The organism is Sphingomonas sp. SRI_018, assembly GCF_057586275.1.
Window position 1 is genome coordinate 704,977 of the sequence record NZ_JBYCZO010000002.1, and the last position, 21,713, is coordinate 726,689.

The window sequence follows — 21,713 nt, forward strand, 5'->3', positions numbered from 1 at the left end:
CCCCTTCCCTCTCCCAACGGGAGAGGGAGGGAGCGGCGAAGCCGCGGAAGGGTGAGGGTGACACGCGGTTCCGTTTGAATTCATCCCGCTCTAATTTGCGCCCCTACAGCGCCTGCCCCGCCGCCCAGCCGCTGGCCCAGGCCCATTGGAAATTATAGCCGCCAAGCCAGCCGGTGACGTCGACCGCCTCGCCGATCGCGTACAGGCCGGGCAGGTGGCGTGCCGCCATCGTCTTCGACGACAGCCCATCGGTGGCGATTCCGCCGACGGTGACCTCGGCCTTGGCGAAGCCTTCGCTGCCGTTGGGATGGAACGTCCAGTGCGCGAGCTGCTGCTCGATACCGCCAAGGCGGGCATCGGTGAGCGTTCCCAGCTCGCCGTCGACGTCGAGCCGGTCCGTCAGCGCTTCGGCAAGGCGATCGGGTAGCGGCAGGATCGTCTTGAGCGACGCACGCGGGCGAGCCCGCTTGGCCTCGACCAGCCATCCTTTCGGGCGCCCGGGCAGGAAGTCGACCGCAATCGGCTGGCCGTGCCGCCAATAGCTCGATATCTGGAGGATCGCCGGCCCCGACAGCCCGCGATGGGTGAACAGCGCGGCTTCGGGGAAAGCTGCCTTTCCGCACCGTGCCACCACCGGCGCCGAGACGCCCGACAGCGACCGGAACAGCGCTTCCTCGCCCGACAACGTCAGCGGCACCAGCGCGGGGCGCGGTTCGACCACTTTGAGCCCGAACCTGCGCGCGAGATCATAGGCGAAGCCGGTCGCCCCGAGTTTGGGGATCGACGGGCCGCCGGTCGCGATCACCAGTGACGGCGCGGTCGACGTGCCGTTGCCATGGGTGACGCGGAATCCGCCATCGCCATGCGCGACGTCGCGGATCGCCTCGCCGATCGCCAGCGTGACGCCGCCGGCACGACACTCGTCGAGCAGCATCGCCACGATCTGCCGCGCCGATCCGTCGCAGAACAGCTGGCCGAGCGTCTTCTCGTGCCAGGCGATGCCATGGCGCTCGACCAGCGCGAGGAAATCCTGCGCGCCGTATCGCCCCAGCGCCGATTTGGCGAAATGCGGGTTCGCCGACAGGTAGCGGTCGGGCGCGACGCCGAGATTGGTGAAGTTGCAGCGTCCGCCGCCTGAGATCAGGATCTTCTTGCCGGGCTCGTCGGCGTGATCGATCACCAGCACCCGCCGGCCGCGCTGACCGGCGACGGCCGCGGCCATCAGTCCCGCGCCGCCGGCACCGAGGATGATCGCGTCATAGGATCCGGCGGCGTTCATGGCGTTCCTCTACCCTGGCGTGGGCGGGGGTAAAGCCGTTGGGTGACGATCGGTGCTCAGCCCGTGAAACGCGGGCCCTCTTCAATCCTCCCCCGCCAGGGGGAGGTGTCAGCTGCAGGCTGACGGAGGGGGAGGGCGGCGACTCATTATCGGCGTGCTTCCGCCCCCTCCGTCACGCTTCGCGTGCCACCTCCCCCTGGCGGGGGAGGATTTGAAGGTCGACCCGCTCTAAACCGCTTCCAGCGCCGCCTCGAAGTCGGCGATCAGGTCGTCGGCATCCTCGACGCCGATCGAGATGCGCACGAGATTGTCGGTGATGCCGAGCGCCGCCTTGCGCGCATCGGGCACCGACAGATGCGTCATCGCCGCCGGATGCGAGGCGAGCGTCTCGGTGCCGCCGAGGCTGACCGCGAGCTTGGCGATCCTGAGCGCGTCGAGGAAGGCGAACGCCTCCTTCTCGCCGCCCTTCAGGTACAGCGAGAAGGTCGAGCCGGCGCCGGTGCAGTGGCGCTTGTAGATGTCGGCCTGCCGCGCGTCGCTGCCGCGCTCGAGGAAGCCGAGATAGCCGACCTTCTCCACCTTCGAGTGCTGGGCGAGGAATTCGCAGACCTTTGCCGCATTCTCGCCGGCGCGGCTCATGCGCAGCTCGAGCGTCTCCAGCGAGCGCAGCAGCATCCAGGCGGTGTTGGGATCGCAGATCGTGCCGATGGTGTTGCGCATCAGCCGGATGGTGTTGATGTGCGCCTTCGACCCCAGCACGCCGCCCGCGACCAGGTCCGAATGGCCGCCGGCATATTTGGTCAGCGAGTAGACGACGATGTCGGCGCCCTGCTTGAGCGGTTGCGCCCAGAGCGGGCCGAGGAAGGTGTTGTCGATCGCGATCGGCGGCTTCACGGGCGCGTTGGCGAAGATCGCGTCGCGGCTCGCCGCCACTGCCTCGACGTCGACCAGCGCGTTGGTCGGGTTGGCGGGGCTTTCGAGATAGATGAGGGCGACGTTGCCGCTCGCCGCCTTGCCCAGCACCGCGTCGATCTCCTCGCGCGTCGCGCCGGCGGGGAAGTCGAGCCAATGCACCCCGAACCGCCCGAGGATACGCGCGATCAGCGTCTCGGTCGCGGCATAGAGCGGGCCCGAGTGGACGATGGTGTCGCCGGGCTTGACCATCGACAGGAACAGCGTGGCGATCGCCGACATGCCCGAGGAGAAGGCGAGCGCGTCCTCGGCATCCTCCCATACGCCGAGGCGATCCTCCAGGATTTCCTGGTTGGGGCCGTTGAAGCGCGAATAGACCAGGCCCTCGGCGCCGCCCGGGCGCTTGCCGGTGACGCCCTCGAAATGGCGCTTGCCCGCCGCGGCGTTGGGGAAGACGAAGGTGGAGGTCAGGAAGATCGGCGGCTTCAGCGATCCTTCCGACAGCATCGGGTCATAGCCATGGCCCATCATCATCGTCGACGGCTTGAGCCTGCGCTCGCCGATCGACTGCGCCGATGCCTTGGGCTTGCGTTGCGACTGAGCTCCGGTCAGCTCGGCTTCGGTCTTGTCCGTCATTCGTCCCTCCGATCTGACCTTGGCCCTAGCCGAAACAAGTAACAGTGGAAACTATGTCAGGCCGATCAGGCTGATCTCCCGCCCATAGTCCGGCTCGCCGCGGTGGGTGGCGCGGCGATAGCTGAAGAAACGCGCGGGATCGGCATAGGTGTCGAGGCCCAGAAGCTCGACGCGGCGGATGCCGGCGGCGGCGAGGCGGTGCGCGACATAGCCTTCCAGGTCGAAGCGGGCGTGGCCGGCGTGGCCGTCGACGAAGAAGCGTTCGTTCGCAGGATCGTCGGCGACGAAGCGGTCGCGGAAGGCGAGGTCGACCTCGTAACTCGCCTGGGCGATGCAGGGGCCGACTGCGGCGGCGATCCGCTCGCGCCGCGCGCCGAGCCGCTCCATCGCAGCGATCGTCGCGTCGGTGACGCCGCCGATCGCGCCCTTCCATCCGGCATGGGCGGCGCCGATCACGCCGGCTTGCGGATCGGCGAACAGCACCGGGGCACAGTCGGCGGTGAGGATGCCGAGCAGCAGGCCCGGCCGGTCGGTGACCATCGCGTCGGCGTGCGGGCGGGCATCGTTGGGAAAGGGGGCGGTGATGGCGACCGCGTCGGGCGAATGGACCTGATGGACGGTGACGAGCTGTGCACCCGGCGACACCGCTTCCACGGCGCGGCGGCGGTTCTCGGCGATCGCCTCTCGGTCGTCGCCCGATCCCCAGCCGACGTTGAGTCCCGCCAGCACTCCAGCCGACACTCCGCCGCGGCGGCCGAGGAAGCCGTGCGCCACGTCCGCCAGCGCATCGGTGCGGATCACCTCGACCTCGTTCACAGCGCCAGCCGCATGATGTTGTCGGTGTCGATCTGATCGCCGACCGGGAAGGCATAGTCGCCGATGTGGACGAACCCGCGCTTCTCGTAGAAGCGGCGGGCGCGGTGGTTCTCCTCCCACACCGTCAGCAGCAGCGCGGCGGCGCCCTCGGCCCGCGCGGTGTCGATCGCCCAGTCCATCAGCGCGTGCGCGATGCCGGCGCCGTGGAAGTCGCTCACGACATAGAGCTGGCTGAGCTGCATCGCCCCCGGCTCGGCATCGGGCAGCCACGGCGGGTTGAGCTTGGCGTAGCCGACGATCCGCCCGCCCGCGAGCGCCAGCCGGAAGCGCGCGTTGCCGCCGTTGAGGTCGCGCAGCAGTGCGCCGTGCGGGCCGTAGGCGGTGGCGAGATAGGCCTCGGCATCCTCGGCCGAGCAGCTGTGGCCGAAGGTCTCGACCCAGATCGCCCGCGCCATCGCGTCGAGCGCCGGGCCGTCGGCTGGCGTGGCGTCACGATAGTCGATCATGCGAAACCCTCCGGTACCGGCCAGTCCGGATGGACGATCGCCAGCACCCGGAACAGCTCACCCATCGCCTCGGCCCCGACCAGCCGGTCGCGTGCCGTCGTCAGGTCCGGGCCCCCGCCGAGCGCCGCCGCGCGCGCGTCGATGCCGAGCGCGGTCAGGAAGGCGCCCTGGCTGACGGGGCCGTAGGTCCTCGCGCCTTCCGCCTGCGCCGCCTCGGCCAGCGTGGCGAAGTCGACGTGGGCGGTGAGATCGGCCTCGCCGGGCTGTTCGAACGGGTTGGCGAAACGGTGCGCCTTCACCGCCTGGAAGGTGTCGCCGATCGCCGGGCCCTCATAGCCATAGTCGATCACCAGCGCCGCGCCGCCACGCTCGGCGACCGCGCGGGCGAGCTGGCGCACCGCGGCGACGCTGGCCGGTGAGGTCTCGAGCACCGATCCGTCGGGCGCATCCTTGAGCGCGGGCGGGATGATGGCGTCGAACACGGTGTTGCCGACCACCGGCAGGAACAGCGTGTCCTGGCAGGCGACCAGCCGTTCGCGCCAGCCCTCGGCGGTCTTGACGAGCTGGCGGATCGGCAGCGCGTCGAAGAACTCGTTGGAGACGACCAGCAGCGCGCCGTCGTCGGGCACGCCGACCAGGTCGACGCACCATTCCGCCTGCGGCAGCCGCTCGGCCTGTTGCGCGCGGAGCGCGGGGCTGAACTCGACGAGATGCACCGGCGGGGCGAGGCCGGTCTTGCCCATTGCCCGCAGCGCGTCGCTCGCCAGCGTGCCGCGGCCGGGGCCGAACTCGACGTAGCGCGCCGCCGGCCGGCCGGCGCGGCTCCACAGGTCGGTGAGCCACAGGCCGATCAGCTCGCCGAACATCTGGCTGATCTCCGGCGCGGTGGTGAAGTCGCCGGCCGCGCCGAGCGGATCGCGCGTCGCATAATAATGCGCGTTCGCCGCCGCCATGTACTGCGACAGCGGGATCGGCCCCGCCAGAGTGATCGCGCGGGCGAGGCGTTCGGGGAGCAGGTCTTCGGTCACTTCGGCTACTTCGTCACCCCGGACTTGTTCCGGGGTCCACGGCGCCCCGATGTCTTCGATCGCGGTTCTTGCGGCACGGTGGATGCCGGAACAAGTCCGGCATGACGATGAGAGGCTGTCAGGCCACGCTCTCCAGCCCCACCGTCGCCTCGACCCGCAGGCGGCGGCGCTTGGCGGTGGCGATCAGGTAGAGGCCGCCCGCGATCATCGGCAGCGTCAGCAGCTGCCCCATGTGCAGCCCGGCATGGGCGAAGATCGTGCCGGCGAACTGCTCGTCGGGCTCGCGGAAGAATTCGACGACGAAGCGCGACAGGCCATAGCCGAGCAGGAAGGTGCCGACGAGCTTGCCTGGCTGGTAGCGGGCGTCGGTGCGCCAGAACAGGAACCACAGCACCGCGAACAGCACGATCCCCTCCAGACCTGCCTCGTAGAGCTGGCTCGGATGGCGGGCGACGTCGTCGCCGGTGCGCGGGAAGATGATCGCCCAGGGCACGTCCGCGGGCTTGCCCCACAGCTCGCCGTTCACGAAGTTGGCGAGCCGGCCGAAGAACAGCCCGAAGGGCGCGCAGCAGGCGACATAGTCGTGGATGCGCAGCCAGTTGAGCTTGTGCTGCCGCGCCATCACGATGATCGCGATCGTCGTGCCGATCACGCCGCCGTGGAACGACATGCCGCCGTCCCATAATCTCAGGATGCTGAGCGAGGTCAGCAGCTGCGGCGCATAGAAGATCGCATAGCCCAGCCGTCCGCCGAGGATGATGCCCAGCGTCGCGTAGAAGACGAGATCGTCGGCATGGCGCCGCGCCATCGGCGCGCCCGGCTGGGCGAGCAGGCGCAGCAGATACCACCAGCCGATCAGGATGCCGGCGATATAGGCCAGCGAATACCATTTGAGATCGAAGAAGCCGAGGTGCAGCGCGACCGGATCGAGGTGCAGATCCTCGTAGCGGATGTGCCGGCCGGCGGCGGCGAGTATCGACAGCAAGACAGGCTCTCCGAGAACGGTGACGCGCTCTCACTAGGGTCCAGACCCATAACCGGCAATGCCCTGGATCGCCCGGAGAGGCGCGCTGGCAAGGAGCGCAGCGCAGACGCGTAGCTGAAGCTACGCGCAAGCAAGCGACGCAGACCAGCGCGCCTCTCCGGGCGACCGCTTCGCGGCGGGCGGATTTTGGCGCATGGCGTCGTCGTTCGTCAGTCACGATGCTATCAGCATCGCTCCTTCCTCGCTCCTAGCCCTGCACCAAAATCCGCTCCGTCCAGGGCGTTGCCGGTTATGGGTCTGGACCCTAGCGGCCGGCGCGGCGTCGCGATAGAGCGGAGCGGATGAAGGCGAGCATCCCATGGACCGACGGACGCTGCTGATCGGCGGCGGCGCCGCGGCCGGGCTGGTGGTCGCCTATGCGCTGTGGCCGCGCACGCATGTCGTCAACCTGCCGGCGGCCGAGGGCGAGACGGTGTTCGCCGGCTGGATCAAGATCGGCGCCGACGGCCATGTCACCGTCGCCGTGCCGCAATGCGAGCACGGGCAAGGCGTCTATACCGCGCTGCCTCAGATCGTCGCGGACGAGCTGGGAGCCGATTGGCGGACGGTGGGAGTCGAGGCGGCGCCCGAGAACGGCCTCTACGCCAATCCGCTTGCCGCCGAGGCGCTGTTCGGGCTGGATACCGGCTGGCGGCACCTGCTCGACGGCGAGGCGCCGATGCTGACCGCCGGGTCGAGCTCAGTCCGCCAGTTCGAAGCGCCGCTCCGCCGGGCCGGGGCCGTCGCGCGCGCGCTGCTGATGAAGGCGGCGGCGCGGCGCTGGGACGCCGACTGGCGGACGCTGCGCACTGAAGCGGGCTTCGTCGTACACGGCAAGGAGCGGCTGCGGTTCGGTGAGCTGGCGGCGGAGGCTGCGCGCGAAAGCCTGCCGGGCGACATCCCGCCCCGCGACGGCCAGGCCCGGCTCGCCGGTACGCCTGCCCCGCGGCTCGACGCGCCGGCCAAGGTCGACGGCTCGGCCAGTTTCGCGGGCGACGTCCGCCTGCCCGGCATGGTGTTCGCCGCCGTCCGTCACGGGCCGGTCGGCGACAGCCGGCTGGTGCGCGTCGATCGCAAGGGCGCCGAGCGCGTGCCGGGGATGCTCCACATCGTCGAGCATGAGCGCTGGGCGGCGGCGGTCGCGAACACCTGGTGGGCGGCCAATCGCGCGCTGGAGGCGATCGATCCGCGCTTCGAGACGCCGATGCCGCTCGTCGATGACGCCGCGATCGACCGCGCGCTGGCAGAGGCGCTGGCCCGTCCCGGCGAGCGCGTCGCGCGCGAGGGCGATCTCGCTGCCGTGTTCAGCAACGCGCACGTGGTGAGCGCCGACTATCATGTCGGCACCGGCCTCCACGCCGCGATCGAGCCGGTCACCGCCACCGCCAGCTATGAGGACGGCAAGCTGATCCTCTACGCCGCCACCCAGGCGCCGCAGGCGACGCGCGCCGCGGCGGCGCGGGCGATCGGCATCTCCCCCGAGCGCGTGGTGCTGCACCCGATGATGGCCGGCGGCTCGTTCGGCGCGAACCTGGAGAGCGAGGCAGCGGCACAGGCGGCGCTGCTCACCCGCCGGCTCGGCAAGCCGGTCCAGCTCACCTGGTCGCGCGCGGAGAGCCTGATGCGCCCGCCGCCGCGCCCGCCCGCGCGCCTCAGGATGCTGGCGCGGCTGGGGGCGGAGGGGAGCATTCTCGGCTGGCAGGCGGCGGTCGCCACCCCTTCGCTCGGCCATGAGCTGGCAGCGCGGCTCGGCGGCGCCGGGTCGATCGCGCGGGCGCTGCACGAGCCGGGCGATGCGGTCGCGGTGGACGGTGCGGCGCCTGCCTACCGGATCGGGGCCTGGGCGGTCGACCACCACCCGGCCGAGATCGGCATCCCCGCCGGCTGGTGGCGCTCCGGCGCGCATTTCGCGACCTGCTTCGCGAGCGAGAGCTTCATCGACGAGCTCGCCAATGCCGCCGGTACCGAGCCGCTCTCCTACCGCATCTCCATGCTGGGCGCCGAGCCGCGGCTGGCGCGGTGCCTCACCACCATCGCCTCGCTCGGCGGCTGGCAGGGCGGGGTGCCGGGCAGCGGACAGGGCGTCGCCTGTCACCGCTTCCGCGACAGCCGCATCGCGCTGATGGTCGAGGCCGGGATGGACGGCGGCCGGCCGCGCGTCGACCGCATGGTCGCGGCGGTCGACTGCGGGCGGGTGATCAATCCCGAGCTGGTGCTGCAGGCGATCGAGGGGGGGCTGATCTTCGGCCTCGCCGCCGCGACCGGCGCGTCGACCGGCTACACCGAAGGCCGCGCCGATGCGCGCAGCTTCCGCGACCTCGACCTGCCGCGCCTCGCCGACACGCCGGACATCACCGTCGAGCTGATCGAGAGCGACGCCGAGCCGGGCGGGGTGAGCGAGCTCGGCGTGCCGGTGGTGGCGCCGGCGCTGGCCAATGCGATCGCGTCGCTTTCCGGCAACCGGCGCAGAAGGCTGCCGCTGTGACGTCGCGGGCCAAGGTCGGCGTGCTGCTGATCAACCTCGGCACGCCCGACGCCGCCGAGGCCGGGGCGGTGCGGCGCTATCTCGCCGAGTTCCTGTCGGATCCGCGCGTGATCGAGATCCCCATGCCGCTGTGGCGGCCGATCCTGCACGGCGTGATCCTGCGCACCCGCCCGCGCAAGTCGGCCCATGCCTATGCCCAGGTATGGACCGAGGCGGGCTCGCCGCTCGCGACGATCACAGCCGAGCAGGCGGCGGCGCTGGACGGTGCGTTCGGCGAGGGGGTGATCGTCGACTGGGCGATGCGCTATGGCCGCCCGGCCATCGCCGACCAGATCGTGACCCTCAAGGCCGCGGGCTGCGAGCGCATCCTGCTCGCGCCGCTTTATCCGCAATATTGCGCCGCGACGACCGCGACGGCCAACGACCGGGCCTTCGCGGCATTGGCGAAGATGCGTTGGCAGCCGGCGGTGCGGACATTGCCGCCCTATTACGACGATCCCGGCTATATCGAAGCGCTCGGGGCGTCGGTGAAGGCGTCGCTCGCGCGTCTCGATTTCGTGCCGGAGGCGATCGTCGCCAGCTTTCACGGCATGCCGCAGCGCACGCGCGAGCTCGGTGATCCCTATCATGATCACTGCCGGGAAACGGCGCGCCTGTTGTCGGAGGCGCTCGGCCGTGAGCTGATCGTCGCCTTCCAGTCCCGCTTCGGTCGCGCGAAATGGCTGGAGCCGGCCACCGACGCGACGCTTGCCGCGCTCCCGGGCAAAGGCATGCGCAGGGTCGCGGTGGTCGCGCCAGGCTTTGCCGCCGATTGCATCGAGACGCTGGAGGAGCTGGCGATCCGCGGGCGCGAGACTTTCCTCGCCGCGGGCGGAACCGACTTCGCCTATCTGCCTTGTCTCAATGCCGGCCGCGAAGGTGTCGCAATGCTGCGCCATCTGCTCGCGCGCGAGCTTGCGGGGTGGATCGACGCCGCCTAGCGTCGGGGTCCGTCGGTAAGGAGAGGAATGCATGGCACGGGTAGCGATCGTCACGGGTGGCACGCGCGGAATTGGCGAGGCGATCAGCATCGCGCTCAAGGATCAGGGCATGACCGTCGCCGCCAACTATGCCGGTAACGAGCAGCGCGCGCGGGAGTTCAGCGATCGCACCGGCATCGCCGCATTCAAATGGGACGTCGCCGACTATGACGCGTGCCAGGAGGGCGTGAAGCGGATCGAGGCCGAGCTCGGCCCGGTCGACGTAGTGGTCAACAATGCCGGCATCACCCGCGACGCGACCATCCTCAAGATGACCTACGAGATGTGGGACGAGGTGATGCGCACCAACCTCGGCGGCTGCTTCAACATGGCGAAGGCGGTGTTCCCCGGCATGCGCGAGCGGAAGTGGGGGCGCATCGTCAACATCGGCTCGATCAACGGCCAGGCCGGGCAGTATGGCCAGGTCAACTATGCCGCCGCCAAGTCGGGCATCCACGGCTTCACCAAGGCGCTGGCGCAGGAGGGCGCGCGCTTCGGCGTGACGGTGAACGCGATCGCGCCGGGCTATATCGACACCGACATGGTGGCGGCGGTGCCGGCCGACGTGCTCGAGAAGATCGTGGCGAAGATCCCGGTCGGGCGCCTCGGCCAGGCGCACGAGATCGCACGGGGCGTCACCTTCCTGTGCTCGGAGGATGGCGGATTCGTGACCGGATCGACGCTGAGTATCAATGGCGGGCAGCATATGTACTGACCGGCGCGCTCGCTTTGGCGAGGCGTGGAGAAGAAAAAGAAGATTTGGTTCACGCGGAGACGCGGAGGACGCGGAGGTGTCTCGCCTGTGACGTCCGTCTCGCGTCAGCGAGACCTTTCAACCTGTAGCAAGCGACAAGCGTGAAAGCCGCTGGCGCGGCTGAGCGCGCGGAAAGCGACGTAACCTCCGCGTCCTCCGCGTCTCCGCGTGAACCAAATCTCCTTCTTCACGCCATCGCGTGAACCAAACGAACTGAGGGGCCGGCTCCCTGGAGGAAGCCGGCCCCTCGCCCCGATACGCTACGCGGGGGTACTGACTACCGATTAACGGCAGTAATGCGGGCGATCCGAGCGATCGATCGCGCGGCCGGCCACGGCACCGACACCCGCGCCAAGGATGGTGCCGAGCGTCCGGTCGCCGCCGCGGCCGGCGAGGGCGTTGCCCGCCAGGCCGCCGGCGATCGCGCCGACGATCGTGCCGCCGTCACCGTCGCGGCACTTCTCGCGCGCCCGGTAGGAACGGTAATTGTAGTCGCGGCCGCGATAGTTGCGGTAGCCGCGGTCATAGCCATAGCCATCGTAATGGCGGCCGTATCCGTAGCCGCGGTCGTAGCGCTGCGCCATCGCGGGCGCCGGGACCAGGCTCACGGCACCCATCGCGAACGCGGCGCCGGCGAGCATCAGCTTGTTGAACATCGTTTATCTCCTCGCGCTTTGGTGCCGGCGCCGGTGCGATTCGAACCGCCGTCGACAAACACGTGATTCGCACAACCGGCTTGAGCCGTTCCTGAATCCGTTGGTTATCCGGCGTTCAGCCGGGCCCTTCCGCTCGGGCTCCGCTTCGGGCACAGCGGCAGGTGTGCGCTTCCTCCGCGTGATCCTCGCCGTGCTGCTGCTCTGCCCGACCTGGTCGGGCGAGGAGCGATTGCCGCTCTATCGCGGCACGCCGACGGTGAGGACGCGACCGGTGACGCTCGGCCCCGGCGACCCGCAGCGGGTGGGCGCGCTGGTCTTCCTCGGCGGGCTCCAGTTTCTGAGCGGCGATCCTGCGTTCGGCGGCTTCTCGTCGATGACGGTCGAGGGTGATCGCTTCACCCTGCTGTCGGACGGCGGCCTGATATTCGGCTTCCGCATGGTTCCCCCGATGCAGCCGCATGATCCCTGGTTTGGGGTACTGCCGGACGGGCCCCGCACCGGCTGGCGCAAGCTCGACCGCGACAGCGAATCGATGGTGCGCGATCCCGCGACCGGCCGCATCTGGGTGGGATTCGAGCGCTTCAACATGATCTGGCGCTACGCTCCCGGCTTCGCGCGGGCGGACGGCTCCGCCGCGCCGCCGGCAATGCGCGACTGGCCGCTCAACAGCGGTGCCGAGGCGATGGTGCGGCTGCGCAAGGGCGGTTTCCTGGTCTTCTCCGAAGGCGAGAAGGCGCCCGGCGGCGGCAAGGTGGTGCTGCGCTTCCTCGGCGATCCGGTGGAGGCGCCGCGGCATGGCTTCGCCTTCGCCTATCTACCGCCCGAACGGTACAAGCCGGTCGATGCCGCCGAACTGCCCGACGGCCGGCTGCTGGTGCTCAATCGGCGGTTCACGCTCGGGACCGGCTTCGTCAACAAGCTGACGCTCGTCGATACGCGTGGGGTCAAGCCGGGCCAGCGGGTGCAGGGGCAGGTGATCGCGTCGCTCGAATCGCCGCTGATCCACGACAATTTCGAAGGGATCGCCCTCACCCGCGAAGGCGGCGCGACGATCGTCTGGCTGGTGTCCGACGACAACACGTCGTGGTTCCAGCGTACGCTGCTGCTCAAATTCCGGCTTGATCTCCCCATACGCGAACGGCCCGCCTCCCCGGAGGGAAGCAGGCCGGTCTCGCCACAGGCGAAAGCGGATTAGGCCGCGGCGGTCTCGCCCAGCTTCTTGCGGACGTCGCGCTTCAGGCGGCGCGCGCGCAGCGACAGGTCCTCATCGCGGGTCTTGAGCAGCCAGTTGTCGAGGCCGCCGACATGCTCGACCGAACGCAGGCCATGCGTCGACACGCGCAGCCGCACGCTGGTGCCCAGCGCGTCGCTGATCAGCGTCACATTCTGCAGATTGGGCAGAAAGGTGCGCTTGGTCTTGTTGTTGGCGTGGGAAACATTGTTGCCCACCTGCCGGCCCTTGCCGGTCAGCTCGCAAATGCGCGACATTGTGCTCGTTCCTGAGTTTCGGCCCGACCCCAAGGGATCATGCCCGGAAAGGCGGCGCACGTAGCGGGAGACGGCCCGCCAGTCAACCGATTCAGCCGGTCGCCGCCGATTCAGCGTGCAACCTCATCCGCCGCCGGTGCGTTATTACGCGAACGAACCGAATTTCGGGAGACTAAGGATGCGGACGCTTCTCGCCCTGATCGGCCTCGCCGTGGTGGTGCTGATCGTGCTGATGGCGCTGGGGCTGGTCAGCATCGACCAGACCCGTCAGGCGAGCCTGCCCAAAATCAACGTCGAGGGCGGCCAGGCGCCCGAGTTCAAGGCCGACGTCGGCAGCGTCAACGTCGGCACCGTCAACAAGACGGTCGCACTGCCGACGATCAATGTCGAGAAGGCGGGCAACACCGCCGCGGCGCAGTGAGCGCGGGCCGGATCGTCGCCGCGCTGCTGCTGCCGCCGCTCGGCGTCTATCTTGCGCGCGGGGCCGATAACCGTTTCCTGATCGCCTGCCTGTTGACCCTGCTCGCCTTCGTGCCCGGCGTGATCTTCGCGCTGTGGACGGTGCTGCGGTCCGGGCCGGCGATCGGCGAACCTTCGACAAGCGCTGCCTGAAGCGGCTAGGGGAAGCGGGTGTTTCCGCTCCCCGACCCGATGCGCGCCGCGTTGGATGCCGCGCGCGACACCGCCGCCGCGGGCGAGGTGCCGGTCGGCGCCGCGCTGGTCCTGGACGGCCGCGTGATCGCGGTCGCCGGCAATGCGCCGCGCGGGCTCCACGATCCCACCGCCCATGCCGAGATGCGGGTGATTCGCGAGGCGGCGGCGGCGCTCGGCCGCGAGCGGCTCGAGGATTGCGACCTGTGGGTGACGCTCGAGCCCTGCGCGATGTGCGCCGGCGCGATCGCCCATGCGAGGATCGCGCGACTCTATTACGGCGCGAGCGATCCCAAGGGCGGCGCGATCGAACACGGTCCGCGCCTGTTCACCCAGCCGACGCTGCACCACCGGCCGGAGGTCTACGCCGGCATCGGCGAGGCCGAGGCGGCGGCGCTCCTGCGGAAGTTCTTCGCGGTGCGGCGTTAGGGCGGGTTCCCTTTCAATCCTCCCCCGCCAGGGGGAGGTGTCAGCTGAAGGCTGACGGAGGGGGAGGATGGCGATCCGCTATCGGTGTGCTTCCTCCCCCTCCGTCGCCTTCGGCGCCACCTCCCCCTGGCGGGGGAGGATTTGATGTCGATCGTCCCGGCCCTTACCCCTCCCGCGTGATCGGCACGATCTTGATCTCGACCCGGCGGTTGGCGGCGCGGCCTTCCTCGGTGTCGTTCGACGCGACCGGCTGGGTCTTGCCGAAGCCGCGCGTGCCGATCCGGGCGGGCTGCACGCCATGGGCCGCCAGATAGTCCGCCACCGACCGCGCGCGGCGTTCCGACAGGCCCATGTTGTACGAATCGCTGCCGGTCGAATCGGTGTGGCCGTAGACGTCGACATAGGTGCGGTCATACTGGTGCAGCACGTCCGCGACCTGGTCGAGCGTCGCGCGGAACTGCGGCTGCACGGCGTCGCTGTCATAGGCGAAGGTGATGCCCGACGGCATGTTGAGCACCAGATCGTCGCCCTGGCGGATCACCTGCACGTCGGTGCCTGCGGTGCGGCGGCGCAGCTCGCGCTCCTGATTGTCCATATAGGCGCCGACGCCCGCGCCCGCGATCGCGCCGATGCCGGCGCCGACGATCTTCTCGGTGCGGTCGCGCCGCCCGCCGACCAGGTCGCCGAGCAGATAGCCGCCCACCGCGCCCACCGCAGCGCCCAGGCCAGCCTTGGCCGGCCGCCGCTCGCCCGTCTCTGGATCGGTCACGCAGGCACTGGCAAGCGTCAGCGACGCGAGCGCGGCGCCCAGCAGAATCTTGGATCGGATCATGTCAAAACCTCCCGTTTCCGTGACGTTGGAACCCCATATTGCCGCACATTGTTCCGCCTGCGCACTGAACCCGTGCTGACGTGACGGTTGTGAAACCGTAAGCTTCGCGGCTATGGAATGAGGGAACGTCAATGCACGCGCTCCCCCCTTTTCCCTGGATCGACGTCGCGATCATCCTCGCGCTCGTCCTTCTGAACGGCGTGTTCGCAATGAGCGAGCTCGCGATCGTCTCCGCACGCAAGGCGCGGCTGGAGGCGATGGTGCGCACCGGACGCAGCGGCGCCGCCACCGCGATCCAGCTCGCCGCCGATCCCGGCCGCTTCCTGTCCACGGTGCAGATCGGCATCACGCTGATCGGCATCGTCGCCGGCGCCTATTCGGGCGCCAGCCTGGGCGAGCCCACGGCTGCCCGGATCGAGGCGCTGGGCCTCAGCCGCGAGACCGCCGCGACGATCGCCTATATCGTCGTCATCGGCCTCACCACCTTCGCCTCGCTGATCATCGGCGAGCTGGTGCCCAAGCAGTTCGCGCTCCGCTCGCCCGAGCCGATCGCGGTGCTGGTGGCGGTGCCGATGCTGTGGCTGGCGCGGGCCACGGCGCCGGTGGTGTGGCTGCTCGACAAGACCAGCGCGCTCGTCTTCCGCCTGCTCGGTCTGCGCCGCGAATCCGAGGATCACGTGACTGCCGAGGAGCTGCACCTGATCGTCGCCGAGGCCTCGCGCTCGGGCGTGATCGAGGAGCATGAGCGCTCGATCATCTCCGGCGTCGTCCGCCTCGCCGACCGGCCGGTGCGCGAGGTGATGACGCCGCGCACCGACGTCGACTGGCTCGACGTCGACCTGGACGAGATCGGCGTGCGCAACGCGCTGCTGGCGACGCCGCGCACCCGCCTGCCGGTGGCGGAGGGCTCGATCGACGCGGTGATCGGCGTGGTCGAGGCGCGCTCGGTTGCGGTGGCGCTGATCGAGGGCAGGCCGCTCGACCTGCGCGTGCTGATGAAGCCGGCGCCGGTGCTGCCCGACCAGGTCGACGCGATGGACGCGCTCGGCGTGCTCCGCCGCGCCGAGGTGCCGATGGGCCTGGTCCACGACGAATACGGCCATTTCGAGGGCGTGGTGACGCCCAACGACCTGCTCGCCGCGATCGCCGGCGGCTTCGCCTCGGACGTCGAGCCGGGCGAGGAGCCGGCAGTGGTGGTGCGCGAGGACGGCTCGTTCCTGATCGCCGGCAGCGTCTCCGCCGACCGCCTCGCCGAGCGGCTCGACATGACGCTCGACGAGGACCGCGACTATGCGACCGTCGCCGGCCTGGCGCTGGCGGTGCTCAAGCATCTGCCCAAGGAGGGCGAGAGCTTCGTCGAACAGGGCTGGCGCTTCGAGATCGTCGACATGGACGGGCACAAGATCGACAAGCTGCTGGTGAGCCGGGTGGAGTGAGGGCGGCTGTTGGCGTCAACTGGCGGTATTCGTATCGTTGAATGCCTTTAGTGAATGCATTCGATTGAACGCACAAAATCCCCCTGCTTCAGCAAGAGGGCCTGATCGCCTTTTCTACAGTTTTGGGACCGCGGCGCCGGTTGTTGTATGATTAGGCCGTTCGACCGCTCAACGATAATGATGGGATAGTTGCCGGCCCCGTCTGCGCCCATCCCGAACCCTTTGACCACTCCCACTTCACGCTCAACCGGCAGCTCCCACTGCGCCAATAAGTGCCTGATTCCAAATGCTACGGCAACGATAATGCCTATCGCCAACAGCAAGGCCAAGCCTTCTCGCTGCAACCACCAGATCCGATAGTGAAGCCCATTCATGTGACGTGGTTAGCACCTTGGCGATACTTGCCGCTGTTGCATGGTGAACCGAGTCAAAGCTTCCCGAACGCCGCCTCGAATCCGTCGCGATCGTCGCGCGCCAGATAGCCTGCCTGCTCGATCCACCGGTCGCGCTCCAGTCGGCCCTTGAACGTGCCGAGCTGGGCGTCGAGGTCGGCCGCCTGTTCGGGCGTGAGCGCGGCGATCTGCGCATAGCTGGTGATGCCGAGCTCGTTCAGCCGCGCCGCCAGCTTCGGACCTACGCCCTTCATCCGCGTGAAGTCATCCGCGCCCGCGGGCGCCGGCGGAACCGCCGGTGCCGGTGGGGGAGGGGGCGTTGCGAGGTCGGTCGCCATCGCCGCCGGCGCCGCTTCGAACGGCGCCGCGGCGGCGACCGGCGTGTCGGCCAGCGGCGGCGGCGGCGCGACCGGAGGCGGCGCCGTCTCGGTCGCCTGGCCGGGCTCGGGATGGACCGTCTGCCGGCTCCTGGCGAGCTCGGCCTCGATGCGCTTGCGCTGGAGGCGGAGCTTGCGGCCCCACCAGATCGCCGCGAGCACGGTGACTATCGCGATGGCGACGAGGACGAGCGTGGTGATCGTCATCCCCTGCATCTTGTCCGCCGCGCCCGCGACCGGCGTGCCCTTTTCTTCCATGACGTCCACTCCCGAACGATTGGCGCGGAGCCTAATCGTTCGGGAGCGGCGCCGTCCAGCCGCTTCAGTTGCGGCTTGAGACCGCCTGCCCGCCCTTGTCGGCGAGTTCGGCGAGTTTCACGAACTCCTGCCGCCAATAGCCGCCGCTGTCACCGGCGAGCCGCCGGATGTCGGCATAGCCGTAGCTGCCGAGATACTTGTCGCCCCTGAGCTTCTGCCCGAAGGCGGCGACCGCGGTCGCGAACGCCATGTCGCCGGATGGCTCGCCGGCGGTGCGCAGCAGCGACGCCGGCACCGGCCGGCTGATCTCGCGCGAGGTGGTGCCGTCCGGCGCCTTGTAGCGCAGCTTGACGTAACAGAGCTCGCTGCCGGTCGAGGCGCCGGGCGCCCGCCGGTTGGCCTCGTAGCGCCGCTCCGGCGTCCAGCCCTTCGCCCCCGCCGGCACGATCTCGTAGAGCGCGGTCACCTGATGCCCGGCGCCGATGTCGCCGGCATCGACCGCGTCGTTGGTGAAGTCCTCCTCGGCCAGCGCGCGGTTCTCATAGCCGATCAGCCGGTACTGGCTGACCTGGGCGGGATTGAACTCGACCTGCACCTTCACGTCCTTGGCAATGGTGACGAGCGTCGCGCTGAGCTCCTCGTCGAGCACCTTCCGCGCCTCCATCGCGCTGTCGATATAGGCGTAGTTGCCGTTGCCGACGTCGGCGATGCGTTCCATCATCGCCTCGTTGTAGTTGCCTTCGCCGAAGCCGAGCGTGGTGAGGGTGATGCCATCGTCGCGGTTTGTCTTGACCAGCGCCTCGAGCTGCTTGTTGTCGCTGACGCCGACGTTGAAGTCGCCGTCGGTGGCGAGGAAGATGCGGTTGATGCCGCCCTTGCGGAAGTTCGCCCGCGCGATGCTGTAGGCGAGCTGGATGCCCTCCGCTCCCGCGGTCGAGCCGCCGGCCGAGAGGCAGTCGATCGCGGCCTTGACGTAATCCTTGCTGCTGGTCGGCTCGAGCACCACGCCGGCGGCACCCGCATAGACCACGATCGCGACCCGGTCGTCGGGCCGGAGCTGGTCGGCGAGCCCGGCGAGCGCGGTCTTGACCAGCGGCAGCTTGTCCGGCTGGTCCATCGATCCCGACACGTCGACCAGGAACACGAGGTTCGCCGGCGGCCGCGTGGTCATGTCGACGTCATAGCCCCTGAGGCCGATCCTCAGGAGGCGCGTGTCGGCGTTCCACGGCGTGCGCGCGACGTCGGTGGTGACGCTGAACGGCGCGGCGCGGTCGCCCGGCCGCGGATAATCGTAACGGAAATAGTTGATCATCTCCTCGGTCCGGACCGCCTCGGCCGGCACCGGCTGGCCCTGCGTCAGGAAACGGCGGACATTGGCGTAGGCGCCGGTGTCGACGTCGACCGAGAAGGTCGAGACGGGTGCCTGCGCGACGTCCTGGATCGAGGCGACCACGCGGCCGTCATAGCGTTCGGTATTGCCGTAGGCGCCATAGGGCGGCGGTGCGTAGCCGCGTTTCATCCGGGGGGCCATCGGCGCGCTATGCGATCCCGTGACGACCACCTCCTGCGACATCATCGGGCTGACCGCCATCGCTGGCGGCGGCGGTGGAGGGGGCGGGGGAGGCGCGACGGTGCCGCGCGGTTGCGGTGCATAGACCGGGATCGGATGAGGCACGGTGCGGTCGCCCATCCGACAGCGCACCGGTGAGGACTGGGGCGGCAGCGGCAGGATCCGCTTCTCCAACGGAGATTGCGGAACCGGCGACGGCGCGGCGGAGGTGAGGAGGACGGCGCAGAGCGCCAGCGAGGACACGGCTTGGACACGCATCGGCATCACTCCCTCAGTGATGATGATATGTTGTCACCTGACCAACATGCGTGCAAGCGTGCCATTCGCGCGATGAGCGGTGGATGAATGGGACACTCAAGCTCCTCCCCGGCACGGGGAGGGGGGCCGCGCCCGAAGGGCGTGGTGGAGGGGCCCTCGCCGAGCGAATCCGTGGCGGTGGCCCCCCTCCACCAAGCCGCTTCGCGTCTTGGTCCCCTCCCCGTGCCAGGGAGGAGCTTGGGAGGTTATTCCCCCTTTTCCCGCGCCACTTCGCGCCAGCCGATGTCACGGCGGCAGAAGCCGGTGGGGAAGTCGATCGCGTCGACCGCGCGATAGGCGGCCGCCTGCGCCTCGGCGACGCTCGAACCGAGCGCCGTCACCGCCAGCACACGGCCCCCGGCCGCGGTGAGCTTGCCGCCCGCCAGCCTGGTGCCGGCGTGGAAGACCTTCGCTCCCTCCGCCTCGGCAGCGTCGATCCCGCCGATCGTGCCGCCGGTCTCCGGCATCCCCGGATAGCCCTGCGCCGCCATCACCACCGTCATCGCCACCTCGTCGCGCCACGTGGCGTCATGCTCGGCCAGGGTGCCGTCGTCGGTGGCGATCATCAGCTCGAGCAGGTCGCTCTCCAGCCGCAGCATCAGCGCCTCGCATTCGGGATCGCCGAAGCGGACGTTGTATTCGATCAGCTTGGGCCCCTCGGCCGTCAGCATCAGCCCGGCATAGAGCACGCCCTGGAACGGCGTCCCCACCCGCGCCAGCGCCTCGATCGTCGGCCGCACGATCTCCTCGATCGCGCGCGCCTCCAGCTCGGGCGTCAGCACCCGCGCCGGCGAATAGGCGCCCATGCCGCCGGTGTTCGGCCCGACGTCGCCGTCGCCGACGCGCTTGTGGTCCTGGGCATTGCCGAACGGCATCAGATGGGCGCCGTCGGTCAGCACGAACAGGCTCGCCTCCTCGCCGGTCAGGAACTCCTCGATCACCGCCTCGGCGCCCGGTCCGGTGAACAGCGCGGCCAGCGCGGCATCGGCCTCTTCGGCGGTGGTGGCGATCGTCACGCCCTTGCCCGCCGCGAGCCCGTCCGCCTTGATCACCACCGGCAGCCCGAACTCGCCCACCACCGCACGTGCGCCGTCGAGCGCATGGACCCGCTCGTAGCGCGCGGTCGGGATGCCCTCGCGCGCGCAGAGGTCCTTGGTGAAGCCCTTCGACCCTTCGAGCTGCGCCGCCGCCTTGCTCGGTCCGAACACGCCGACCCCGATCGTGCGCAGATTGTCGGCGAGCCCGTCGACCAGCGGCGCCTCCGGCCCGATCACGACGAAGCCGATATGCTCGCGGCGGCAGAAGTCGATCACCGCGCGGTGGTCGGCTATGTTGAGCTCGACCAGCTCGGCGTGTTCGGCGATCCCCGGATTGCCGGGCGCGGCGAACAGTTTCGTGAGCCGCGGCGATTGCGCCAGCTTCCACGCGAGCGCATGTTCGCGGCCTCCCGAGCCGACCAGCAGGACATTCATGGCCGACCCTTTCGACGACGACTTCAACACCGGCCGGCTGGTAGCCGAGCCCGCGCCCGGCAGCAACGCGCCTGAACTCACCGTCAGCGAATTGTCGGGCCGGCTGAAGCGCGTGGTCGAGGGTGAGTTCGGCCATGTCCGCCTGCGCGGCGAGATCTCGGGCTACAAGCGCGCCTCGTCGGGCCACGTCTATCTCTGCCTCAAGGACGAGAGCGCGGTGATCGACGGCGTGATGTGGCGCGGCTCGGCGGCGGCGCTGCCCTTCACGCCCGCCGACGGCGTCGAGGTGGTCGCGACCGGCAAGCTCACCACCTATCCCGGCCGCTCCAAATACCAGATCGTGATCGAGCGGATGGAGCTCGCCGGCGAAGGCGCGCTGATGCAGCTGCTCGAGAAGCTCAAGGCGAAGCTGGCCGGGGAGGGGCTGTTCGATCCGGCACGCAAGCAGCCGCTGCCGTTCATGCCGCGCGTGATCGGCGTCGTCACCTCGCCGACCGGCGCGGTGATCCGCGACATCCTCCACCGGCTCGAGGACCGCTGCCCGACCCATGTCGTGGTGTGGCCGGTCAAGGTGCAGGGCGAGGGCGCCGCGGCCGAGGTGGCGGCGGCGGTGCGCGGCTTCGACGCGCTGGCGCCGGGCGGGGCGGTGCCGCGCCCCGACCTGGTCATCGTCGCGCGCGGCGGCGGCTCGATCGAGGACCTCTGGGCGTTCAACGAGGAGGTGGTGGTGCGCGCCATCGCCGCCTGCTCGATCCCGATCATCTCCGCGGTCGGGCACGAGACCGACACCAGCCTGTCCGACCATGCCGCGGATCTGCGCGCGCCCACACCGACCGCCGCCGCCGAGATCGCGGTGCCGGTCAAGGCCGAGCTCGCGCATGGCATCGCCACGCTGGGCCTGCGTGCGGAGCGCTGTGCGCGGCGCTATCACGAGCGCGCGGGCGAGCGGCTCCAGGCGCTGGTCCGCGTGCTGCCGCGCCGCGACGCGCTGCTCGGCCCGCAGCGGCAGAAGGCCGACGATCTCGGCGCGCGCCTCGATCTCGCGCTCGAACGGCGCCTGGTCCGCGCCCGCCGCGAGCTCGATCGCGCCGGCGGGGCGCTGCGCCCGTCGATGCTGGCCAACCGCCTCTCCGCCGCCAAGGCGCGACTGGAGGCCGCAAGCCGTCTTCTCGACGCCGCGCATCCCGACAAGCCGCTCGAACGCGGCTATGCCTGGGTCGCGGCGCGGCCCAGCGGCAAGGTGGTGACGAGCGCCGAAGCCGCGCGCGGGGCCGGCGCGCTCACGCTCCATTTCAAGGACGGCACCGTCGACGCGCGGGTTGAGCGCGCGGGCGCGAAACCCTATCCTGCCGCCAAACCCGAGCAGCCGAACCTGCTCTGAATTGAACAAGGCGAA

Annotated in this window: 21 protein-coding genes; 9 read left to right on the top strand and 12 right to left on the bottom strand. The window is 69.8% G+C overall.

Annotation, left to right across the window (positions count from 1 at the left end):
• Nucleotides 1-103 precede the first annotated feature (103 nt).
• The 6 genes from AC2YHA_RS15295 to lgt form a co-directional block, all read right to left on the bottom strand.
• Complete coding sequence (locus AC2YHA_RS15295) at nt 104-1,279, bottom strand: BaiN/RdsA family NAD(P)/FAD-dependent oxidoreductase (protein ID WP_487402282.1); 1,176 nt, start codon at nt 1,277-1,279, stop codon at nt 104-106.
• Nucleotides 1,280-1,507: 228 nt separating this feature from the next.
• The gene (locus AC2YHA_RS15300) at nt 1,508-2,827 is read right to left on the bottom strand and encodes a cystathionine gamma-synthase family protein (RefSeq protein ID WP_487402283.1); all 1,320 of its coding nucleotides are present in this window, start codon (nt 2,825-2,827) and stop codon (nt 1,508-1,510) included.
• 51 nt (nt 2,828-2,878) lie between these two features.
• On the bottom strand, nt 2,879-3,643 hold the full coding sequence (gene pgeF / locus AC2YHA_RS15305; RefSeq protein WP_487402284.1) for a peptidoglycan editing factor PgeF: 765 nt from the start codon (nt 3,641-3,643) through the stop codon (nt 2,879-2,881).
• Nucleotides 3,640-4,149 carry an N-acetyltransferase family protein gene (locus tag AC2YHA_RS15310; RefSeq protein WP_487402285.1) on the bottom strand — a complete coding sequence of 170 codons (510 nt, stop codon included), beginning with the start codon at nt 4,147-4,149 and terminating at the stop codon, nt 3,640-3,642. The genes pgeF and AC2YHA_RS15310 overlap by 4 nt, the downstream gene beginning before the upstream one ends.
• The gene (locus AC2YHA_RS15315; protein ID WP_487402286.1) at nt 4,146-5,177 is read right to left on the bottom strand and encodes a class I SAM-dependent methyltransferase; all 1,032 of its coding nucleotides are present in this window, start codon (nt 5,175-5,177) and stop codon (nt 4,146-4,148) included. The genes AC2YHA_RS15310 and AC2YHA_RS15315 overlap by 4 nt, the downstream gene beginning before the upstream one ends.
• Nucleotides 5,178-5,295: 118 nt before the next feature.
• Nucleotides 5,296-6,162, bottom strand: coding sequence for a prolipoprotein diacylglyceryl transferase (gene lgt / locus AC2YHA_RS15320; protein WP_487402287.1), 867 nt, complete (start codon nt 6,160-6,162; stop codon nt 5,296-5,298).
• Nucleotides 6,163-6,520: 358 nt separating this feature from the next.
• Between lgt and AC2YHA_RS15325 the strand changes: the two genes are divergently transcribed.
• The 3 genes from AC2YHA_RS15325 to phbB are packed head-to-tail and all read left to right on the top strand — an operon-like array spanning nt 6,521 to nt 10,420.
• Nucleotides 6,521-8,686, top strand: a complete 2,166-nt coding sequence (locus tag AC2YHA_RS15325; RefSeq protein ID WP_487402288.1) for a xanthine dehydrogenase family protein molybdopterin-binding subunit — start codon at nt 6,521-6,523, stop codon at nt 8,684-8,686.
• Nucleotides 8,683-9,666: a ferrochelatase gene (gene hemH, locus AC2YHA_RS15330; protein ID WP_487402289.1), complete on the top strand. Its 984-nt coding sequence runs from the start codon at nt 8,683-8,685 to the stop codon at nt 9,664-9,666. Before AC2YHA_RS15325 ends, hemH begins: the two co-directional genes overlap by 4 nt.
• A gap of 31 nt (nt 9,667-9,697) precedes the next feature.
• A complete protein-coding gene (gene phbB, locus AC2YHA_RS15335; RefSeq protein ID WP_487402290.1) occupies nt 9,698-10,420 on the top strand; it encodes an acetoacetyl-CoA reductase in 723 nt (240 codons plus the stop codon).
• A gap of 323 nt (nt 10,421-10,743) precedes the next feature.
• Here the strand turns inward: phbB and AC2YHA_RS15340 are convergent, their stop codons facing one another.
• Entirely contained in the window at nt 10,744-11,115 is a 372-nt protein-coding gene (locus tag AC2YHA_RS15340; RefSeq protein ID WP_233784160.1) for a glycine zipper 2TM domain-containing protein, read from the bottom strand.
• A gap of 163 nt (nt 11,116-11,278) precedes the next feature.
• Between AC2YHA_RS15340 and AC2YHA_RS15345 the strand changes: the two genes are divergently transcribed.
• Nucleotides 11,279-12,310 (top strand): esterase-like activity of phytase family protein, encoded by a 1,032-nt coding sequence (locus tag AC2YHA_RS15345; protein WP_487402291.1) that lies wholly within the window; start codon nt 11,279-11,281, stop codon nt 12,308-12,310.
• On the opposite strand, the gene rpmB is transcribed toward AC2YHA_RS15345, so the two are convergent.
• Complete coding sequence (gene rpmB / locus AC2YHA_RS15350) at nt 12,307-12,603, bottom strand: 50S ribosomal protein L28 (protein ID WP_233784158.1); 297 nt, start codon at nt 12,601-12,603, stop codon at nt 12,307-12,309. The two genes, AC2YHA_RS15345 and rpmB, sit on opposite strands and share 4 nt — an antisense overlap.
• 178 nt (nt 12,604-12,781) lie before the next feature.
• On the opposite strand from rpmB, the gene AC2YHA_RS15355 reads away from it, so the two are divergent.
• The 3 genes from AC2YHA_RS15355 to AC2YHA_RS15365 are packed head-to-tail and all read left to right on the top strand — an operon-like array spanning nt 12,782 to nt 13,683.
• Complete coding sequence (locus AC2YHA_RS15355; protein ID WP_233784157.1) at nt 12,782-13,024, top strand: hypothetical protein; 243 nt, start codon at nt 12,782-12,784, stop codon at nt 13,022-13,024.
• The gene (locus tag AC2YHA_RS15360) at nt 13,021-13,215 is read left to right on the top strand and encodes a YqaE/Pmp3 family membrane protein (protein ID WP_487402292.1); all 195 of its coding nucleotides are present in this window, start codon (nt 13,021-13,023) and stop codon (nt 13,213-13,215) included. Before AC2YHA_RS15355 ends, AC2YHA_RS15360 begins: the two co-directional genes overlap by 4 nt.
• Before the next feature lie 39 nt (nt 13,216-13,254).
• Nucleotides 13,255-13,683 (top strand): nucleoside deaminase, encoded by a 429-nt coding sequence (locus AC2YHA_RS15365; protein WP_487402326.1) that lies wholly within the window; start codon nt 13,255-13,257, stop codon nt 13,681-13,683.
• A gap of 163 nt (nt 13,684-13,846) precedes the next feature.
• Here the strand turns inward: AC2YHA_RS15365 and AC2YHA_RS15370 are convergent, their stop codons facing one another.
• A complete protein-coding gene (locus AC2YHA_RS15370) occupies nt 13,847-14,515 on the bottom strand; it encodes a YiaD family glycine zipper/OmpA-like lipoprotein (protein ID WP_233784155.1) in 669 nt (222 codons plus the stop codon).
• Nucleotides 14,516-14,646: 131 nt separating this feature from the next.
• On the opposite strand from AC2YHA_RS15370, the gene AC2YHA_RS15375 reads away from it, so the two are divergent.
• Nucleotides 14,647-15,951, top strand: a complete 1,305-nt coding sequence (locus AC2YHA_RS15375; RefSeq protein ID WP_233784154.1) for a hemolysin family protein — start codon at nt 14,647-14,649, stop codon at nt 15,949-15,951.
• Nucleotides 15,952-16,378: 427 nt separating this feature from the next.
• On the opposite strand, the gene AC2YHA_RS15380 is transcribed toward AC2YHA_RS15375, so the two are convergent.
• The 3 genes from AC2YHA_RS15380 to purD form a co-directional block, all read right to left on the bottom strand.
• Nucleotides 16,379-16,978, bottom strand: a complete 600-nt coding sequence (locus tag AC2YHA_RS15380; RefSeq protein ID WP_487402293.1) for a hypothetical protein — start codon at nt 16,976-16,978, stop codon at nt 16,379-16,381.
• Between the two features lie 64 nt (nt 16,979-17,042).
• A complete protein-coding gene (locus tag AC2YHA_RS15385) occupies nt 17,043-18,806 on the bottom strand; it encodes a vWA domain-containing protein (RefSeq protein ID WP_487402294.1) in 1,764 nt (587 codons plus the stop codon).
• A 245-nt stretch (nt 18,807-19,051) separates the two neighbouring features.
• Complete coding sequence (gene purD / locus AC2YHA_RS15390; RefSeq protein WP_487402295.1) at nt 19,052-20,317, bottom strand: phosphoribosylamine--glycine ligase; 1,266 nt, start codon at nt 20,315-20,317, stop codon at nt 19,052-19,054.
• On the opposite strand from purD, the gene xseA reads away from it, so the two are divergent.
• Entirely contained in the window at nt 20,316-21,698 is a 1,383-nt protein-coding gene (xseA, locus tag AC2YHA_RS15395) for an exodeoxyribonuclease VII large subunit (protein ID WP_487402296.1), read from the top strand. The two genes, purD and xseA, sit on opposite strands and share 2 nt — an antisense overlap.
• Nucleotides 21,699-21,713 lie beyond the last annotated feature (15 nt).